Raw genomic sequence first — 16,303 nt, forward strand, 5'->3', positions numbered from 1 at the left:
TAAATTATTAAGTATATTCTATAACAATTTTTCAAATAAAAAATTTAAAAAATAAATTATTCATTTTATTTTCTTTCTAGGTAAATTTACTTAAAATAATCTATTTATTAAAATTGGAAAAAGAAATGAAAACACTATATATAATGAGACATGCACATAAAGATTTGCCTTTAGAAAATGAAGATGATTATGATATTAAATTATCTAAAGATGGAGAAAAAGAAGCACAAATAATTGGCGAAAAACTAAAACAATTGGGTGTAAAGCTAGATTTAATAACAGCTAGCCCATCTGAGCGTACAAAACAAACAGCAGAAATAATTTCTGAAATTTTAGAATATGATAAAACAATAATGTACAATGGTAATATTTACAATGCCTTTGTAAATGAATTAGTAGAGATGTTATCATATACTTATGATACAGCTGATAATTTACTATTAGTAGGTCATAACCCAGCCCTTACTGCACTTGGGATAACCTTAGGCGTTTATAGGGAGAAACTCAAACCAGCAGAAGTTTTAAAAGTAGAATTTGATACAAATTCTTGGTTAGATATTTCTAAAGAAAATGCAAGGTTTATCTGGATAGAAAAACCTTAATAAATCAAAACTCTAAAAGCTGACCAGCTAAGTTTCCACTTGAAAAAGACCACTGGAGGTTATACCCTCCACAAGGTCCATCTAAATCTACAACTTCCCCACAAAAATATAAACCTTTTATAATCTTGCTTTGCATAGTTTTTGGATTTATCTCTTTTAAACTTACTCCACCTCTTGTAATCATGGCTTGTTTAAATCCCACATGATCTGTTATGGTTAAAGGAGTTGAGACAAGATATTTGATAAGTTTATCTCTGTTTTGTCCATTTATATCTTTAAATTTTTTACTAGTATCCACATCACATAAAATACAAAGTTCATTTGCAACAGACTCGGGAACTAATGAAGAAATATTTTCTAAAATAGTTGAATCATCATTAGCTTTAATCTCGCTATTTATATGTGCCCTAACCTCTTCTTCATTTTTCCCTCTAATCATATTTATTAAAATAGGAACTTCTCCATACTTTTCTAAATAAGGAGTAATCTCCCGAGAAAAATCTAAAACAACAGGACCTCGAACACCTTTTGAAGTAAAAATTAAATCACCCACAGCTTTTAGTTTTTTTGCCTTTGGCAAATCTATTCGAAGTTCTGCTTTTGCAATAGTATCAGCCTTACAAGAAGCAACCCATTTTTCTTTTGAAATAAGTGGCAACATAGCTGGATACAAATCAGTAACCTTATGACCTAACTCTTTTGCAAAAATAAAGCCATCACCATTTGCTCCTAGCATTGGATAACCTAATCCTCCAGTTGCTACAACAACATTAGGACTTAAGAATTTTTCATCTAAAGTTTGAACACCAACAATAGCTTCATCTTCGAATAATAAAGTCTCAGCCTTTGTATTACATCTAACTTCTACTCCTACCCGAATAAGTTCATCTTCCAAAGCTTTTATAATAGTAGAAGAACTATGAGTAATAGGAAAAACCCTAAACCCATCAGGAATATGAGTCTCAACACCAATCTCTTTAAAAAAGCCCATCAAGTCTTTATAATCAAAAGCAGTAATAGCTTCCATCATAAAACGACCATTGCGACCAAAAGAGTTCATAAAATCAGAATTATCAAGTGTATTTGTAAGGTTACACCGTCCACCACCTGTAGCTTTTAGTTTAGGACCTAGTTTTTCTTGTTGTTCAAGTAATAATACGCTCTTGCCATTTCTAGCAGCTTTTATACCAGCAATCATTCCCGCGGCACCAGAACCTATTACTATCAAATCATAAGTTTTCATTAATTTCCTATTATCTTAACTATCCAAAATAGTTGTAGTGGTCAAGATCTATTTTTGTATTATAAGTTATTATTTTAAAGCTTTCGTTATCAATAATTTTACATAAAATCAAGTAAAGTACTTTGTTTGTTTCTTTCTTTAATTTCATTATCAACAACTAACTCTTTTTCTATATCCAAATTTATTTCTATTTTATCTATAAACAATTTTTGTTTTAAGAAATCAATTATTAAATTAGTATTCCTTGCTAATTCTGATGTTTTTCTATTTTTTAAATCTAAACTGAGTTCATCACTTTCTAAAATTGATATTGATTGAATAAACAATTGTAGCACTTTTTTTTCATTCAATAAAACATCTAATATTTTTTTACAATATTTATCAGTTTGCTTTTTAATTGTAAAATCTGGTAATTTTGATGTTGTTATTATATACCTAGATATCATAAGAATATGAAACCTATATTTTTTATATTTACTATTAATTTTGTGAGTAAGAAATAAACTTTCTAAAATTGAATATGCCAAACCACTTAAATAATAAGGGAATGATTCATGATTTAAGTTAAAAATAGAGTCTCCTAAGTTTTGTAACAATTTCCCATGATGTCCAGATGCATTATGAGGTAAATTAAGAAACATTGAAGAATATGCTTTTACTTGGTGCTCAATATTTATTATCTTATGCAAACTATAATCATTTTGCTTATATTGATTTGTTCTTCTCTCATAATATAATTCTATTCCATTAGTATCATAACATGCAATATAAAATTCTTCTAATGTTCTTTGAAAATTAGTTAATGCCTCTAATTCTTGCTTAGTTACTGCTGTTTGATTATTTGTAGCTCTAGTAATATCACTTTTTATATTAATATCTTTAGTTTCAATTATCTTTACTGGTATTTGTAAGGAATTTATACCTTTTACATCTTTATTTTCATACAAAACATGACTTGTCTGACAACCATTTACTATTTGATAGTTTTCTAGAGTAAAAGAATCGCCAGCACTGATTACTTTTTCAGCAACAATTGTAATTCCATTATTTAGAATACTAAAGTATTCAAACCTATTTTCTTTTATTGTATCATCAATATCTTTATTTACAATATTATTAGAAGTTTCAAGATAATCACGAATATTATCATCAAAAACAGACTTTATATTACCATTTTCATCAAGAATAATTTTTCTAAATTCTGAAAATGGTAATACTCCTGAATATGCAGATTCAACATTATCTATTTTAGGTAATGAAACTTTCTTTTCAAATATTATATTTGTTTTTACAATTTCTTTAGATTTTCTATATAAATGCTGAACTTCTTTTGAACCACATGGATAAAAATCTACAATATCCTCACAAAACATCGATAAGTTTTGTAATTCTGATTTACCATCTTCAATAATACTAGTTAAATTTGCATCATCATTCCAAATTCCAGTATTTAAGAAATACAACTTACAATAAGGAGTATGCCTTTTCATAGAATCTACATTAGCATATATAAATTCTTTCATTTCAACAAAATTTTTCATACTATCAGTTGAAAATAAATTACCTTTTTCCATAAAGAATTTTTTGCTCCATGTAAAAAAAGCACCTAATTCTTCACCACTAAACTTATCCGAAGTTTTTGTTTGTATTAATATAAATTTAACATCTAAGTAACCTGTAGTATCAATTAAATCTTTAATTTCTTGAACCGATGTGCAGAACTTTCCATTAACAATTATACCAATTCCATCAATACCTTGTGTGGCTTTTCCAGTATGTACATCAGAAAAATCAAACGACATAGAATTATATTCATTATATACTACAAGAAAATTACAAAGATGTTCAAATTTTGCTGTAATATCATATGTGTCTAAATTATTTTGAATACTAAACTTATTTAAAAATGAACTAATAATTGGATTATTCATTAAATATCCTTATAAGTATCAATTATACATATAAAAATCTTAAATTTAATATAGTCTCATATTTAAAAACTCTAGAGGTATAGATTTTTAGTGCAATTCAAGGCAGAGTAATTTTTTTACGATTGAGCGTACAACTAGTACGTGATTGAGTAAAAAAATTACTCTAACGCAGAAGTGTGCAAAAAGCTATACCTCACTTACCTAAGCAGAAAGCTCCGAACATCACATCCAACATCTGGTCATTTTCATATGGTCTTGTTATCAATGAAATATTCTCAATAGCTTCATGTATATTGTGAGCAAAAAATTCTAACTCACCAGTCATCAAGGGAGTTTTTGCTTCTTGTACATGGTATAAAGTTTGCTCTACTGCATCTACTTGTCTTTTTGAGATCAAAGTCATATTATCATCATGGGAATTGTTATCTAAAATTGTTTCTATTTTTTTTATTAATGTACTAATACTGTTTTTTGTACTTAATTCTATGTATTCATTTTTTAATTGTGTTTTATCAAATTTTGATTCTAAATCAATTTTATTTAATACTACTATTTTTTCTTTATTTTCTATCTCATCTAAAATATTTAAAATCTTTTTATCTTCATCATCACAAACTTTTGAATTATCAAATAATGAAATAATGATATCTGCTTCATTTACAGCACTTAAAGACTTCTCAATTCCAATTCGCTCAATAGTATCACTAGCTTCTCTAATACCTGCTGTATCAACTATCTTGATAATATGCGTACCAATCTTAACAGACTCTTCTATTGTATCTCTGGTTGTTCCTGCTATGTCACTTATGATTGCTCTATCAAAATTTAAAAGTTTATTTAAAAGCGAAGATTTTCCAACATTTGGTTTTCCTATAATTGCTACTTTGAAACCTTCGATTAGACCTTCTCTTCTTTTACTTGATTCTAATGTATTTGATAATTTAACTACTATTTTTTCTATTTTCTTTTCTATTTGCTCAAAAATATCAGCTGGCAAATCATCTTCAGCATAATCAATACTAACTTCAGTGTAAGCTAACATAAAAAGTAGATCTTCTCTAATATCATTTACGAAATTAGTTAGTTCACCTTTTAGTTGTCGTGCTAATAATTTAACAGCATCTTCACTTCTAGCTTCTATAAGTTTTGCTATTGCTTCTGCTTTTGAAAGGTCAATTTTATTATTTAAAAAAGCTCTTTTTGAAAATTCACCTGGATTTGCTAATCTTGCACCTAATTTTATAAGTTCATTTAAAATTATGTTTGAAATAGCGATTCCACCATGACATTGAAACTCAACAATATCTTCGCCTGTAAAAGAGTTTGGATTTTTAAAATAAATTAAAAGTGCTTCATCTATAATTTCATCTTCACTATTGTATATACTAGATAGGGTTGCTAATCTTGGATTTAAATTAGTTCTTTTTGAAAGAGTTAAGGCAAGTGGCAACGAATCTTTACCACTTAATCTTATAATTGAGATTGAGCCAATTCCATTGGCTGTTGCAATTGCTGCAATTGTATCAAATGAGTCCATTATTTATTGATTACTTCTATACTCATTTACTAATACATATTTGTCGCCTCTTACATTTGTTTTAACAGCAACATATTTATTAGGGAACTCTTCTCTTAATCTTTTAAGCGCAATATGTACTAAAATACCATCTAATGGTTTAGTTTTATATGTACCAGTTTCTTTTATAGTTTCAATAACGGGAGATAGATAATTATAAATTGCTTCTTCTTGATTCTTCAAAAATTCTGCAACTTCAAGTCTTAACATTAAACCATATTTTTCATTTATCCAATTAAATAAAATATAAGACAAGGCTTTATATCTATAACCTTCTTTACCTATTAATAAAGCTGAATCTTTTCCATTAAATTCGATGTATAATGTTTCTTCATCATAAAAATCAACTTCAATTTCATCTATTTCATAACAAGTATTTTGAAATAAAGTATTCACATCTTTTTTAACTTCTAAGATAATTTCTTCTTTATCTTTTTTTATAACTATTTTAGATATCTCATCTTTTTGATTAACTTCTGTATAAAAGTTATTAAATATCTGTTCTTTACCTTCTACATTAGGAACTTTAGAAGTTGGGATTCTTTCTGTTTTTATTTCATTTGTATTGCTATTAGCAATTTTTTCTGATAAATCTTCAATATTTATATTATTTTTTCTATATTTTGTTTCTTTATATTTTCTATTGTCTTTTTTTTGTTTTCTTTTTAACTGAGCTGTTATAATTGCAGTTTTTTTCCCAATGCCAAGAAAACCTTTACTTGGCTGTTGGGTTATTACTATTTCTAAATCTATTATGGAACAATTAAATTCATTTGATGCTACTTCATATACTTCTTCTAATGTTTTTGCTTCAAATTTTTTCATATTTATTTCCTATTTTTTAGATGCTTTTTTCTCTTCTATTTCAACTAACTTCTTTTTTTCAAACATTTTATTAATAAAGAATTGTTGACAAATTGTAAATAAGTTATTTATAAACCAATAAAGTGTTAACCCTGCTGGGAACCACAAGAAGAAGAATGTAAATACTACTGGTAAAAATTGGAAAATTTTCTTTTGTGTCTCATCTTGCATTGTATTTGGAGTAAGTTTTTGTTGTATAAACATTGAAATACCCATTAAAATTGGTAACACATAATATGGATCCATTAAAGCTAAATCGTGAATCCAAAGAATCCATGGAGAACCTTTTAACTCAATTGCATTTAAAATAACTCTATAAAGAGCAAAAAACACTGGAATTTGTAAAATCAAAGGTAAACATCCACCCATTGGATTTGCACCATGTTTTTTATATAATTCCATCATATGAGCTGATTGTTTTTGCTTATCACCCTTATATTTCTCTTGAAGTTCTTTAATCTTTGGAGCTAAATCTTTTAGCTTCTGCATTGACATCATACCTTTGTATGATAAAGGAAAAAGAATAAGTTTAATTATAATTGTTGCAAATACAATTGTCCAACCCCAGTTACCCACATAACTTTGAAGAAATTGTAAAAATAAAAACATAGGGTTTGCGATAAATGTAAACCAACCATATTCAATAACACCTGTTAATTGAGGATTTAAAGCTTTAAGTGCTTTATGCTCTTTTGGCCCGATATATCCACTAAAATCAACAGAAGCATTTTCAGAGTGAACAAAACCTTGTGGATTTGAATCTTTGTCTGGCATAAGAGAAACTTGCATTGTTTTTTTGAAATTATATACAACAGTAGTATAATATCTATCAAAGAAGCTTAGAAATTTAACTGCTTGATAAGTTTTAGTTTTATCATTTTTACCATCAACTGTTACATCTAAAGTATTGTCAGCTAACTTTACAATTGCACCATGATCAGCATACATATCAGCTAATACATTTGGTCTATAACCTGGAGTAATAAAAAATTGTTTGTTATTAGTAGCTTTTACATCTAAATCATAATGACCATCAGTGTAAATAGTTAATATTTTAGTTAAAACTGTCTCTTTTAATGTTTGAGTAATAATAAGTTTTTGTGTTTGTTTTGTAGCATCAATAACTGGTGAGTTAACAGTAACTTCTACATTAAAAGCTTCATTATTAATATTTTTATCTGCAAATCTTACTTCTAAAGGTCTTAATTGATTTGGTTCAAAAAGTTTTATATGAGAATTATCTTCATTTATATATTGTCTCTCTAAAAGAGTAACTTGAGCGATTCTACCTAATTTATCAATTTGAATGATATTTTTATCAGTAGTAATAGTTGAAACTATATCATTTGTTGCAATTGTTTTTGATGATATAGCATCAGCAACATTTGAAGGTGTTGACATGTTGGAAACTGGAGCAGATGCAGGATTTGTGCTGTCTTGTGCCACTTGTGGAGCATTATTTGCGTTTACTACTTTCTCTTGTGCTATTTTAGCAGCTTGTGCCTCTTTTTGAGGCTTTAAAACCAAAAACTCATAAGCAACAAAAAATACAAAAACAATTAATGTCATGATTAACATTCGCTTTTGCATACCCTGATTATTATTTAAATTATTCATTATTCTTATTTCTCTCCCAATTCTTTACTACAAAGTATTTATTATCTTCAGTTGGTACAAACCAATATATTACTTTGATTTTTTTATGTATGATACTTTTATTCGGGATTTTATTGACTATTGGATAATCAATTCCACCTCTAAAAAGTTGGTTACATTTTAATATCCGTGTTATTGTAAAATAAATAGCCTTAAAAAAAGAGTTATTTTCCATTTGCCATACTCCATATTCGGAACAAGTTGGATAAAATCTACAACTTGGAGAGGTATAACGAGAAATAAATTTTTGATAAAACTTAATTAGATATTTAAATACAAAGTTCATTTGTATAAATTTAGTCGTTTAAATGCAAAATTAAAATCTTTTTGTAACTCAGTATGTGATTTATTAAATAATTCATCTTTTGCTACAAAAACATATTTACCAGTAATAATTTTATTTTCATTTTCTAAAACTATAGCTCGTAATCTTCTTCTTGCTTTATTTCTAAAAACAGCATTTCCTACTTTTTTAGAAGTAACAAAACCTATTTCTAACTTTTCACTAGACCTAAAAAAAGCGACAAAAGATGGCGTGTGCCATTTTTTGCCGCTTTGATAGATTTGTCTAAAATCTCTTGAGCTATTTAGTCTGTATTCTTTGCTTAAACAGCTAATCTTTTTCTACCTTTTGCTCTTCTTCTTGCAATAACTTTTCTACCATTTTTTGTAGACATTCTTACTCTAAAACCGTGAGTTCTCTTTTTTGGCGTGTTATGCGGTTGGTATGTTCTTTTCATAGTGTCATTCCCTTTTTAAAATTCAAGTTGCGGATTATAGTTAAAGTTAACTTAAAATTTCTTTATATTAAGCTAAGTTAAAACTTTCTAAAAACTATATTTTTGCGATTACCTCATCATTTTGCACATCAAAAACAACCTTACTTCCTGCACCAATTTTGTCTTCTAAAATCAAATCAGCAAGCTTATCTTCTACTATTTCATAGATTGCTCTTTTTAGTGGTCTAGCACCATATACTGGGTCAAATCCAACTTTTGCAATAAACTCTTTTGCACTTTGAGTCAACTCAATTTGGATATCTTTATCTTCAACTTTTTTCTTAATATCTTCAAACAATATTGAAACAATATTTGTAATTGAGTCTAATCCTAATTGTTCAAAAATAATTATATCATCTAATCTATTTAAAAATTCTGGTCTAAAATAGTTTTTAATTTCTAAAAATACTTCTTCTCTTCTTTTATCTTTATCAGCTATTTCTATAATCTTGCTACTTCCAATATTTGAAGTTAATATGATAATTGTATTTTTAAAATCAATAGTAACACCTTTATTATCTGTCAATCTTCCATCATCAAGAACTTGAAGTAAGATATTAAATACATCAGGATGTGCTTTTTCAATTTCATCAAATAAAATCACACTATAAGGTTTTCTTCTAACAGCTTCAGTTAACTGCCCTCCTTCTTCATAACCCACATATCCAGGAGCAGCACCAATTAATCTTGATACTGCATGTTTTTCCATATATTCACTCATATCAAATCTTATAAGTGATTTTTCATCATCAAATAAAAACTTCGCTAAACTTTTTGCACTCTCTGTTTTACCAACACCTGTTGGTCCTAAGAACATAAAAGAGCCTATTGGTTTACTATCATCACTTAGCCCTGCTTTATTTCTTTTAATTGCACGACTTATTGCTTTTAGTGCTTCATCTTGCCCTTTTACATCATTTTTTAAAACACTTTCTATTTCTAAGATTTTTTGTTTATCACTACTTAACATCTTATTTACAGGAATTCCAGTCCATCTTGAAACAATACTTGCAATTGCATCTTCATCAACACTATTTCTTAATAATGTTCCTGCTTCTTGCATTTTGTCCCATTTTTCTTCATTTTCTTTTACTTGTTTTTCTAATTCTGGTATTTCCCCATATTCTATAGATGCGGCTTCTTCAAATCTTGATTCTCTTTTAGCAGCTAGTGCTTTTGTTTTTAATTCATCAATTTTTACTTTTAAAGTAGATGCTTTATTAAATGTCTCTTTTTCATTTAAAAATCTAGTTTCCAAAGCTCTTTGTTCTTCATTTAAATCGGCTAATTCTTTTTCTATAGCTTCAATTCTTTCACTATTTTTTTTAGATTTTTCCATCTTTAAAGCTTCTTTTTCCACCATCAAAGTTTGAATTGCTCTTTTTACAGTTGATAAAACAATTGGTTCACTCTCTATTTGCATTTTAAGCTCTGCTGCTGCTTCATCTATTAGGTCAATAGCTTTATCTGGTAAAAATCTATCAGAGATATATCTATCACTTAATTTGGCAGCTGCTACTAAGGCACTATCATTGATAGTTACACTATGGAAAGTTTCTAGTTTCTCTTTTATACCTCTTAGTATTTGCAAGGCTTCATTTACACTTGGCTCATCTACCGTAATTGGTTGAAATCTTCTTTGCATAGCTGTATCTTTTTCAAAATACTTTCTATACTCTTTAAGTGTTGTTGCTCCTATTGTATGTAATTCACCCCTTGCAAGAGCTGGTTTTAAGATATTTGCAGCATCCATACTTCCTTCACTTGCCCCTGCTCCAATTATTGTATGAATTTCATCAATAAATAAAATTACATTTCCAGCTTTTTTAACTTCATCAATTACAGATTTTAATCTATCTTCAAATTCACCTCTATATTTTGCACCTGCAATTAAAGCACTCATATCAAGTGTTACCACTCTTTTATTTTGTAAAGATAGTGGAACATCCTTTGCCACTATTCTTTGGGCTAGTCCTTCTGCAATAGCTGTTTTACCAGTTCCTGGTTCTCCTAAAAGTATAGGGTTGTTTTTTGTTTTTCTTATAAGAATTTGCATCATTCTTTGAATTTGTTCATCTCTTCCAATTACTGGGTCTAGTTTTCCCTCAATTGCTTGTTGGTTTAGGTCAATTCCATATTTTCCTAAAGCTTCTAAGTTCTCATCTCCTGAAGCTGAGTCAATAACACTTCCACCTCTTATGGCTTCTAGCTCTTTTTTTGCTTCTCGTAAATCTATATATTTGCCTAATACATCTTTAAATACTTTATTATCAAAGTTTGCTATTAACCATGAGTCAATAGCTATAAATTTATCGCCAAGTGTTGCCATCTGACCTTCTGCTTTTTGCAAAGAATCTATAAAGCCCCTACTTAGTTTTATATTCTCTTTTGTAACTGTTGATACAGTTGGCAAAGATGATGTATGAGATTTTGCTTCTAGTACTAAGGCTGTTTTGTCTATATTCATTTTATTTAATAATTGGTTTAGTACTGAGTTGGTATTTGTTAATAATGCCCAAAGCATATGTATAACTTCTACTTCTTGGTTTTTATTATGTAATGCTAAAGCAACAGACGAATCTATGCTTTCATTCATTTGGTTTGTTAGTTTTTCAAAAATTTTATTCATAATTAGCACTCCTTTAATTTAACTGCTAAAAAAATTATAGCACCTTGAGTGGACTTTTGTCAAGTTATAATTTTGTTTTCTTTCATAATTTTTACAATATAATTAGCAAAACAAAAAGGAAATAGATGTTATGTGGTATAGATGAAGCTGGAAGAGGACCATTAGCTGGGCCAATGGTTGTAGCTGGAGTTGTTTTAAAAAATTCAATAGAAGGATTAAATGATTCTAAAAAACTAAGTGAAAAAAAAAGAGAAAAACTTTTTGATGAAATAATAGCTAACTCTTTTTATCATATAGTATTCACTGATGCAAAGACTTTAGATAGCCTTGGATTATCTTTGTGTTTAAAAAACTCTATAGAAGAGATTATGCAAAATGTTAAAGCAAATGAATATTTAATGGATGGAAATACTTCTTTTGGAATAGAAGGTCTAAAACATGAAATAAAAGCAGATGCCAATTATGAGCAAGTAAGTGCGGCATCAATACTAGCAAAAGTTAGCCGAGATAGATATATGGTAAAAATTTCAAATAAATACCCAAACTATATGTTTGAAAAACATAAAGGTTATGGAACAAAAGTTCATATAGATATGATAAAAGAGTTTGGAAGAAGTGAAGAGCACAGATATAGTTTTAAAACTAAAGGTATTGATTATTAAAAAAAGTGCTATAATTCCATAAAAAATTTAGTAGGTTATATGACTGCACCTTTTGATATAAAACAACTTGAACTAACACAATTTGGTAATAATATTTTCTCACCAAAACAATGGCTTGATACTATAGTTCCAGAGAGTATGAAAATACTTCCAAATCCTTATCATGAAGCCCCTTTTATATATGAGAATATCAACTTTGATTTTTCAGATATGAAGAGCTTTATTAAAAATCATGAAGATGAATCTAAAAAAATAGGAATCATCAGTACTGATGATGGAGTTGTACTTCCTAAAAAAAATATAGATATACGAAATACTTACAATATCATTCCAAATGATACTTTTCTAAAAGAGTACAATATATTTTTTGAATCACAAAAAAGTAAAATAGAAGAATTTTTTAATGTTTCACTTATGCAATCAATTGATCCTCAAATACTTATTTATAAAAATGGCTGTTTTTATAAAAGACACTCTGATAACTGTAGTGAAATAGTTGATTTAAATAAAAATATTATTGAATATAAGCCAGTAGCTCCTGCTAGAATTATTACAACTGTTTTATTTATCACAACACAAGTAAAAGATCCAAAAGATGAGTTTGAGTTTAGTGGAGGTGAATTGGTTTTTGATTTTTTATATGATGATAAATTTAGAAAAATATCAATCAAACCTAAAGAGGGAGATTTTGTTGCCTTTTTAAGTAATCCATACTTTTCTCATAGCGTGAAAAAAATAAAAGATGGAATGAGAGTCTCTGTTGTACAATGGCATAACGCCATTGTGCACTAATTAAGATCTTTAGGAAGTTTTTTTAGATTTTTCAAAAACTTATATTTATCAGATTCTGTGTAAAGGACTCTTAGTCCTTTTACATCTCTCTTTGAAGTTGATTCATATTCAATATAATATTCCCCATGTATACAAGTAAATATAACTGATGTTTTTGAAACTGGTGATTGAACACACTCTTGCAAATTTTGTTCAGCAAATAGTGAACTTACTAATAGCGCTAATACAATTAAATATTTCATTTTGATACTTCTCCTATTTGTTTTTCTATAGATTCAACTTTCGTTTTTAATCTATTGCTATGACCTTTTCTAATGTCAAAGGTTAATGTAGCATAAACTCTATTACAATCAAGTGATTCTAAAACTTTATAACAATCCTCTATAAGCTTCAAAGCTTGCCCTATCTCTTCTGTTTCAATAATAGTACACATAGATGTTAGTTGATAAGAATAACCACTTTTTCTAATAGTATCAATCACCTTAGCCACATGTGCACTCTTGCTTTCACCATAATCAGTTGTAAACATCGCCATTTCTAATAATACACTCATCTAAACTCCTAAACTTCTTTTTCTACTCTATTTTTACCACTATTCTTTACTTTATATAAGGTTTCATCTGCCCTTGAGATGATTTTTTCTATTGTATCATCCTCTTTAAAAGTACTTACACCAAAACTTGCTGTAATCCCCTCTTTTACTAGATTATTTAATTCTATATCATTCTCAAAACAATTCTTTAACTTTTGGGCTATGTCAAAAGTTTGTTCCAAATTTGAATTATTTAAAAGAATCAAGAACTCTTCTCCACCCCACCTTGATATGCTATCACTATCTCTAATTTGTAATTTTAAAATAGCAGCAATTCTTTTTAAAACATCATCTCCAACTAAATGCCCATAGTTATCATTTACAAGTTTAAAATCATCTAAGTCTAAGAATATGATTGATTTAGGTATTTTATCCCTTTTAAATTGTTTTAAAGACTTCTCAAAATAATCATTGAAGGTTCTTCTATTATGTAAGTTTGTTAAGCTATCATAAGCAGCTAAACTTTCCAATTTTTTATTATATATCTTTATTGTATACAAAATTATAATTATGATAAGAATAGTTACAAATAAAGAAATAATAAGATTTAAAATAAAAGTCTTCCTAACTTCTCCCGTAAAGGTATCAAGCTTGGCTTCAACAAATAAATATAGATTTAACTCTTTTACAAATTTACCATTTAAGATATATGTTTTGTCATTTTTTTTATATTCAAAAAGCTGTGGGCTTTCAAATTCTAAATCTTTATTTGCCAAATCTAATTCTTTTATTGTTATTAGTTTATCAGGATTATTAAATTCATTTTCACTTAAAACAACTTCACCATTTTTATCTGTAAAGAATACATTAAAATTATATTTGAGCCTAAAGTGTTTTAACATTTCATTTATATATGAAATCTTTATTCCTATTCCTGTAGCCCCTAAATAATGGAACTTATCATCAAAAATTTTATAATTTATAAACATGATTAAAGAATCAGCTAGTTTTTTATTAAAGTCTAAATTTATCTCATGATTTTCTGGGGTTTCTTTAAATTTAAAATACCAAGCATTTTCAGGATTGGATTTTTTAACTTTATCTATTAGGCCTTTAGAAGTATAATAATTACCCGTTTGATTAGAAACCAAAAAAGTACTAAACATATTGTATCTATTTTTTATACTCTCCAAATATCTACTTATTTTTTCAGTTTGATTTTCTTCATGAAGAATCCAATCTTTTAAAAAAGTATCATTTGCCATCATTGAAGATACTAAGGTAGGCTCTATAATATTTTTTTGCACTTCTGAGTAAATATTATCAATAGACAAAGGAAGTGATCTTTCTTTAAGATTTATTTCCATTTCTTTTAATGCTTTTTCATAGTTCATTACAGAAGAACCAATAGTAAAAGTAAGCAACAGAAATGTCACTGTAATTACTACATAATTTTTAATATTCATTTCTTTTCCTAATTTTATTTTTTCAACTCTTGAGGTAACGAAATCTTAAAACTAGCACCTTTGTACATTTTTTTATCAATTTCATATTTTACATTTTCAACTTTTATAAAACCCTTTAAATGTTTAGTAATTATTTCTTGTGTCATATAAAGTCCTATTCCAGTGCCTTGACTTTTATGTTTAGTGGTAAAATAAGGTTCAAATATTTTTTGAATAATATTATCATCTATTCCACCTGCATTATCTCTAATGTCAATAATTATATTGTCATATTTTTTAGAGATTTTTATAATTATAAATTTTTTTTCTGATTTATTTTTCATAAGTGCATCATGTGCATTATTAAAAATATTCATTAAACATTGAACTAGTTCATTTTCTAATGTATAAGTAAATAAATCTTCGCATTCATCTTTTATTTCAATATTTAATGTATCAAATTTTGGTTTTAAAAGTTTTATTGTATTTTTATAAACTTCTTTTATATTGCATCTTACTATATTTTTATCTTTTGCAAAATATTTTCTAAAATCTTCAATTGTATTTGATAAGTATTTAGTATTATCAATGATATTACTCAAACCCTCTTCAATTTTTTCTTTATTTAAAATCTTATATTCACTTTCAAGTTTAAGACCACTTGCACTTATTGAAATAGCTGAGAGTGGTTGTCTCCATTGATGAGCAATATTTTCAATCATTTCTCCCATTGCTGCCATTTTGGACTGATTAAACAACAGTTGAGATTGTTCTTCGATTTTTTTATCTTTCTCATATTTTTCTGTAATATCTTGAAGTGTTCCTACTATTATCACAGCATTATTTTCAATAAAAACTTCACATTGATTATTGACCCATTTAATTTTTTTATTTATTACAAGTCTATGAATGATCTCATAAGGTTTTTTTTCTTTAACAAGTCTATCAAGAAGTACATTTACCCTTCTTTTATCATCACTATGTACAAAAGACAAAAGATATTTTGAAGAAATTCTTCTTTTACCTTTTTCTATTCCAAAAAGCTCATATGTCTCATCGGAAAGGACTAAATCTTCTGTTTCATATGAATAACTCCATGATCCTATTTTTGATATTTTTTGTGCTTTTTTCAAGTTTTCTTGACTTTTCAAAAGACTTACTTGATTATTCTTTATTCTTTTTCGAATTTTATAAAAAATAGTAATTGATATAGAAATCATTACTAAAGAAAAAATTATTCCCCAAATTAACGAATTTTTTATTAATTCTTTTAAATAAACATCTGTCTCATTTTTTAGTTTATCAATTTGTTCATTTAAATCTTCAAAATAAAATCCAGATGTTATAATCCAATTCCACTGTTTATTCCAATAAAAGTATGCATATCTTTCTTTTTCAATATCAAAGCCTGGTTTTTTAAACCAATATTTATGATAACCTTCCCCTTTTTCCTTTAAAAGTTTCAATACTTCTTTTCTATAAAAATTTCCTGTTTTATCTTTAACATTATCATCAATTTTTCTTTTTAAAACTTCTTCTTTATTATTGCTTACAATTAATTGAGCAAAATCTTTACCACCATTTATATCAGA

Annotated in this window: 16 protein-coding genes; 3 read left to right on the top strand and 13 right to left on the bottom strand. The window is 27.4% G+C overall.

All coding sequences use genetic code 11. The features are described from left to right. The first annotated feature begins 125 nt into the window (after nucleotides 1–125). Nucleotides 126–602 (top strand): histidine phosphatase family protein, encoded by a 477-nt coding sequence (locus CRU95_RS13195; RefSeq protein ID WP_129101583.1) that lies wholly within the window; start codon nucleotides 126–128, stop codon nucleotides 600–602. Between the two features lie 4 nt (nucleotides 603–606). Here the strand turns inward: CRU95_RS13195 and CRU95_RS13200 are convergent, their stop codons facing one another. From CRU95_RS13200 to CRU95_RS13240, 9 genes are all read right to left on the bottom strand, one after another. Further along, complete coding sequence (locus tag CRU95_RS13200; protein WP_129101584.1) at nucleotides 607–1,845, bottom strand: NAD(P)/FAD-dependent oxidoreductase; 1,239 nt, start codon at nucleotides 1,843–1,845, stop codon at nucleotides 607–609. 98 nt (nucleotides 1,846–1,943) lie between these two features. Next, entirely contained in the window at nucleotides 1,944–3,776 is a 1,833-nt protein-coding gene (locus CRU95_RS13205; RefSeq protein ID WP_129101585.1) for an AIPR family protein, read from the bottom strand. A 193-nt stretch (nucleotides 3,777–3,969) separates the two neighbouring features. Then, the gene (mnmE, locus tag CRU95_RS13210) at nucleotides 3,970–5,313 is read right to left on the bottom strand and encodes a tRNA uridine-5-carboxymethylaminomethyl(34) synthesis GTPase MnmE (RefSeq protein ID WP_129101586.1); all 1,344 of its coding nucleotides are present in this window, start codon (nucleotides 5,311–5,313) and stop codon (nucleotides 3,970–3,972) included. A 3-nt stretch (nucleotides 5,314–5,316) separates the two neighbouring features. After that, on the bottom strand, nucleotides 5,317–6,177 hold the full coding sequence (locus tag CRU95_RS13215; RefSeq protein ID WP_129101587.1) for a Jag N-terminal domain-containing protein: 861 nt from the start codon (nucleotides 6,175–6,177) through the stop codon (nucleotides 5,317–5,319). Nucleotides 6,178–6,186: 9 nt separating this feature from the next. Continuing rightward, entirely contained in the window at nucleotides 6,187–7,833 is a 1,647-nt protein-coding gene (gene yidC, locus CRU95_RS13220; protein ID WP_129101588.1) for a membrane protein insertase YidC, read from the bottom strand. After that, nucleotides 7,826–8,158 (bottom strand): membrane protein insertion efficiency factor YidD, encoded by a 333-nt coding sequence (gene yidD, locus CRU95_RS13225; protein ID WP_129101589.1) that lies wholly within the window; start codon nucleotides 8,156–8,158, stop codon nucleotides 7,826–7,828. Before yidD ends, yidC begins: the two co-directional genes overlap by 8 nt. Continuing rightward, nucleotides 8,155–8,490, bottom strand: coding sequence for a ribonuclease P protein component (gene rnpA, locus CRU95_RS16990; RefSeq protein WP_129101598.1), 336 nt, complete (start codon nucleotides 8,488–8,490; stop codon nucleotides 8,155–8,157). The genes yidD and rnpA overlap by 4 nt, the downstream gene beginning before the upstream one ends. After that, nucleotides 8,478–8,612, bottom strand: coding sequence for a 50S ribosomal protein L34 (rpmH, locus tag CRU95_RS13235; protein ID WP_013136169.1), 135 nt, complete (start codon nucleotides 8,610–8,612; stop codon nucleotides 8,478–8,480). The genes rnpA and rpmH overlap by 13 nt, the downstream gene beginning before the upstream one ends. A 94-nt stretch (nucleotides 8,613–8,706) precedes the next feature. Continuing rightward, nucleotides 8,707–11,280 (bottom strand): ATP-dependent Clp protease ATP-binding subunit, encoded by a 2,574-nt coding sequence (locus CRU95_RS13240; protein WP_129101590.1) that lies wholly within the window; start codon nucleotides 11,278–11,280, stop codon nucleotides 8,707–8,709. Nucleotides 11,281–11,405: 125 nt separating this feature from the next. Here CRU95_RS13240 and CRU95_RS13245 point away from each other — a divergent pair, with 125 nt between their 5' ends. Together CRU95_RS13245 and CRU95_RS13250 are read left to right on the top strand one after the other, a co-directional pair. After that, nucleotides 11,406–11,942, top strand: a complete 537-nt coding sequence (locus CRU95_RS13245) for a ribonuclease HII (RefSeq protein WP_129101591.1) — start codon at nucleotides 11,406–11,408, stop codon at nucleotides 11,940–11,942. Nucleotides 11,943–11,981: 39 nt separating this feature from the next. Continuing rightward, nucleotides 11,982–12,734, top strand: coding sequence for a 2OG-Fe(II) oxygenase (locus CRU95_RS13250; RefSeq protein ID WP_129101592.1), 753 nt, complete (start codon nucleotides 11,982–11,984; stop codon nucleotides 12,732–12,734). On the opposite strand, the gene CRU95_RS13255 is transcribed toward CRU95_RS13250, so the two are convergent. The 4 genes from CRU95_RS13255 to CRU95_RS13270 all read right to left on the bottom strand — a co-directional run. After that, nucleotides 12,731–12,976, bottom strand: coding sequence for a hypothetical protein (locus tag CRU95_RS13255; protein WP_129101593.1), 246 nt, complete (start codon nucleotides 12,974–12,976; stop codon nucleotides 12,731–12,733). The two genes, CRU95_RS13250 and CRU95_RS13255, sit on opposite strands and share 4 nt — an antisense overlap. Then, nucleotides 12,973–13,287, bottom strand: a complete 315-nt coding sequence (locus CRU95_RS13260) for a thiamine-binding protein (protein ID WP_129101594.1) — start codon at nucleotides 13,285–13,287, stop codon at nucleotides 12,973–12,975. Before CRU95_RS13260 ends, CRU95_RS13255 begins: the two co-directional genes overlap by 4 nt. An 8-nt stretch (nucleotides 13,288–13,295) precedes the next feature. Then, nucleotides 13,296–14,732, bottom strand: coding sequence for a sensor domain-containing diguanylate cyclase (locus CRU95_RS13265; RefSeq protein WP_129101595.1), 1,437 nt, complete (start codon nucleotides 14,730–14,732; stop codon nucleotides 13,296–13,298). 14 nt (nucleotides 14,733–14,746) lie between these two features. Continuing rightward, nucleotides 14,747–16,303 (bottom strand): PAS domain-containing sensor histidine kinase (locus CRU95_RS13270; RefSeq protein ID WP_129101596.1); only part of this gene is annotated, 1,557 nt, incomplete at its 5' end.

This window comes from Arcobacter sp. F2176 (genome assembly GCF_004116465.1).
Classification (GTDB): Bacteria; Campylobacterota; Campylobacteria; order Campylobacterales; family Arcobacteraceae; genus Arcobacter; species Arcobacter siniprincipis.

Coding starts and splice junctions, on each gene's coding strand:
- mnmE (WP_129101586.1), bottom strand. CDS start 5,313: ATGGACTCATTTGATACAATTGCAGCAATTGCAACAGCCAATGGAATT.
- CRU95_RS13195 (WP_129101583.1), top strand. CDS start 126: ATGAAAACACTATATATAATGAGACATGCACATAAAGATTTGCCTTTA.
- CRU95_RS13205 (WP_129101585.1), bottom strand. CDS start 3,776: ATGAATAATCCAATTATTAGTTCATTTTTAAATAAGTTTAGTATTCAA.
- yidC (WP_129101588.1), bottom strand. CDS start 7,833: ATGAATAATTTAAATAATAATCAGGGTATGCAAAAGCGAATGTTAATC.
- CRU95_RS13240 (WP_129101590.1), bottom strand. CDS start 11,280: ATGAATAAAATTTTTGAAAAACTAACAAACCAAATGAATGAAAGCATA.
- rpmH (WP_013136169.1), bottom strand. CDS start 8,612: ATGAAAAGAACATACCAACCGCATAACACGCCAAAAAAGAGAACTCAC.
- CRU95_RS13245 (WP_129101591.1), top strand. CDS start 11,406: ATGTTATGTGGTATAGATGAAGCTGGAAGAGGACCATTAGCTGGGCCA.
- CRU95_RS13200 (WP_129101584.1), bottom strand. CDS start 1,845: ATGAAAACTTATGATTTGATAGTAATAGGTTCTGGTGCCGCGGGAATG.
- CRU95_RS13250 (WP_129101592.1), top strand. CDS start 11,982: ATGACTGCACCTTTTGATATAAAACAACTTGAACTAACACAATTTGGT.
- CRU95_RS13255 (WP_129101593.1), bottom strand. CDS start 12,976: ATGAAATATTTAATTGTATTAGCGCTATTAGTAAGTTCACTATTTGCT.
- CRU95_RS13260 (WP_129101594.1), bottom strand. CDS start 13,287: ATGAGTGTATTATTAGAAATGGCGATGTTTACAACTGATTATGGTGAA.
- CRU95_RS13215 (WP_129101587.1), bottom strand. CDS start 6,177: ATGAAAAAATTTGAAGCAAAAACATTAGAAGAAGTATATGAAGTAGCA.
- CRU95_RS13265 (WP_129101595.1), bottom strand. CDS start 14,732: ATGAATATTAAAAATTATGTAGTAATTACAGTGACATTTCTGTTGCTT.
- yidD (WP_129101589.1), bottom strand. CDS start 8,158: ATGAACTTTGTATTTAAATATCTAATTAAGTTTTATCAAAAATTTATT.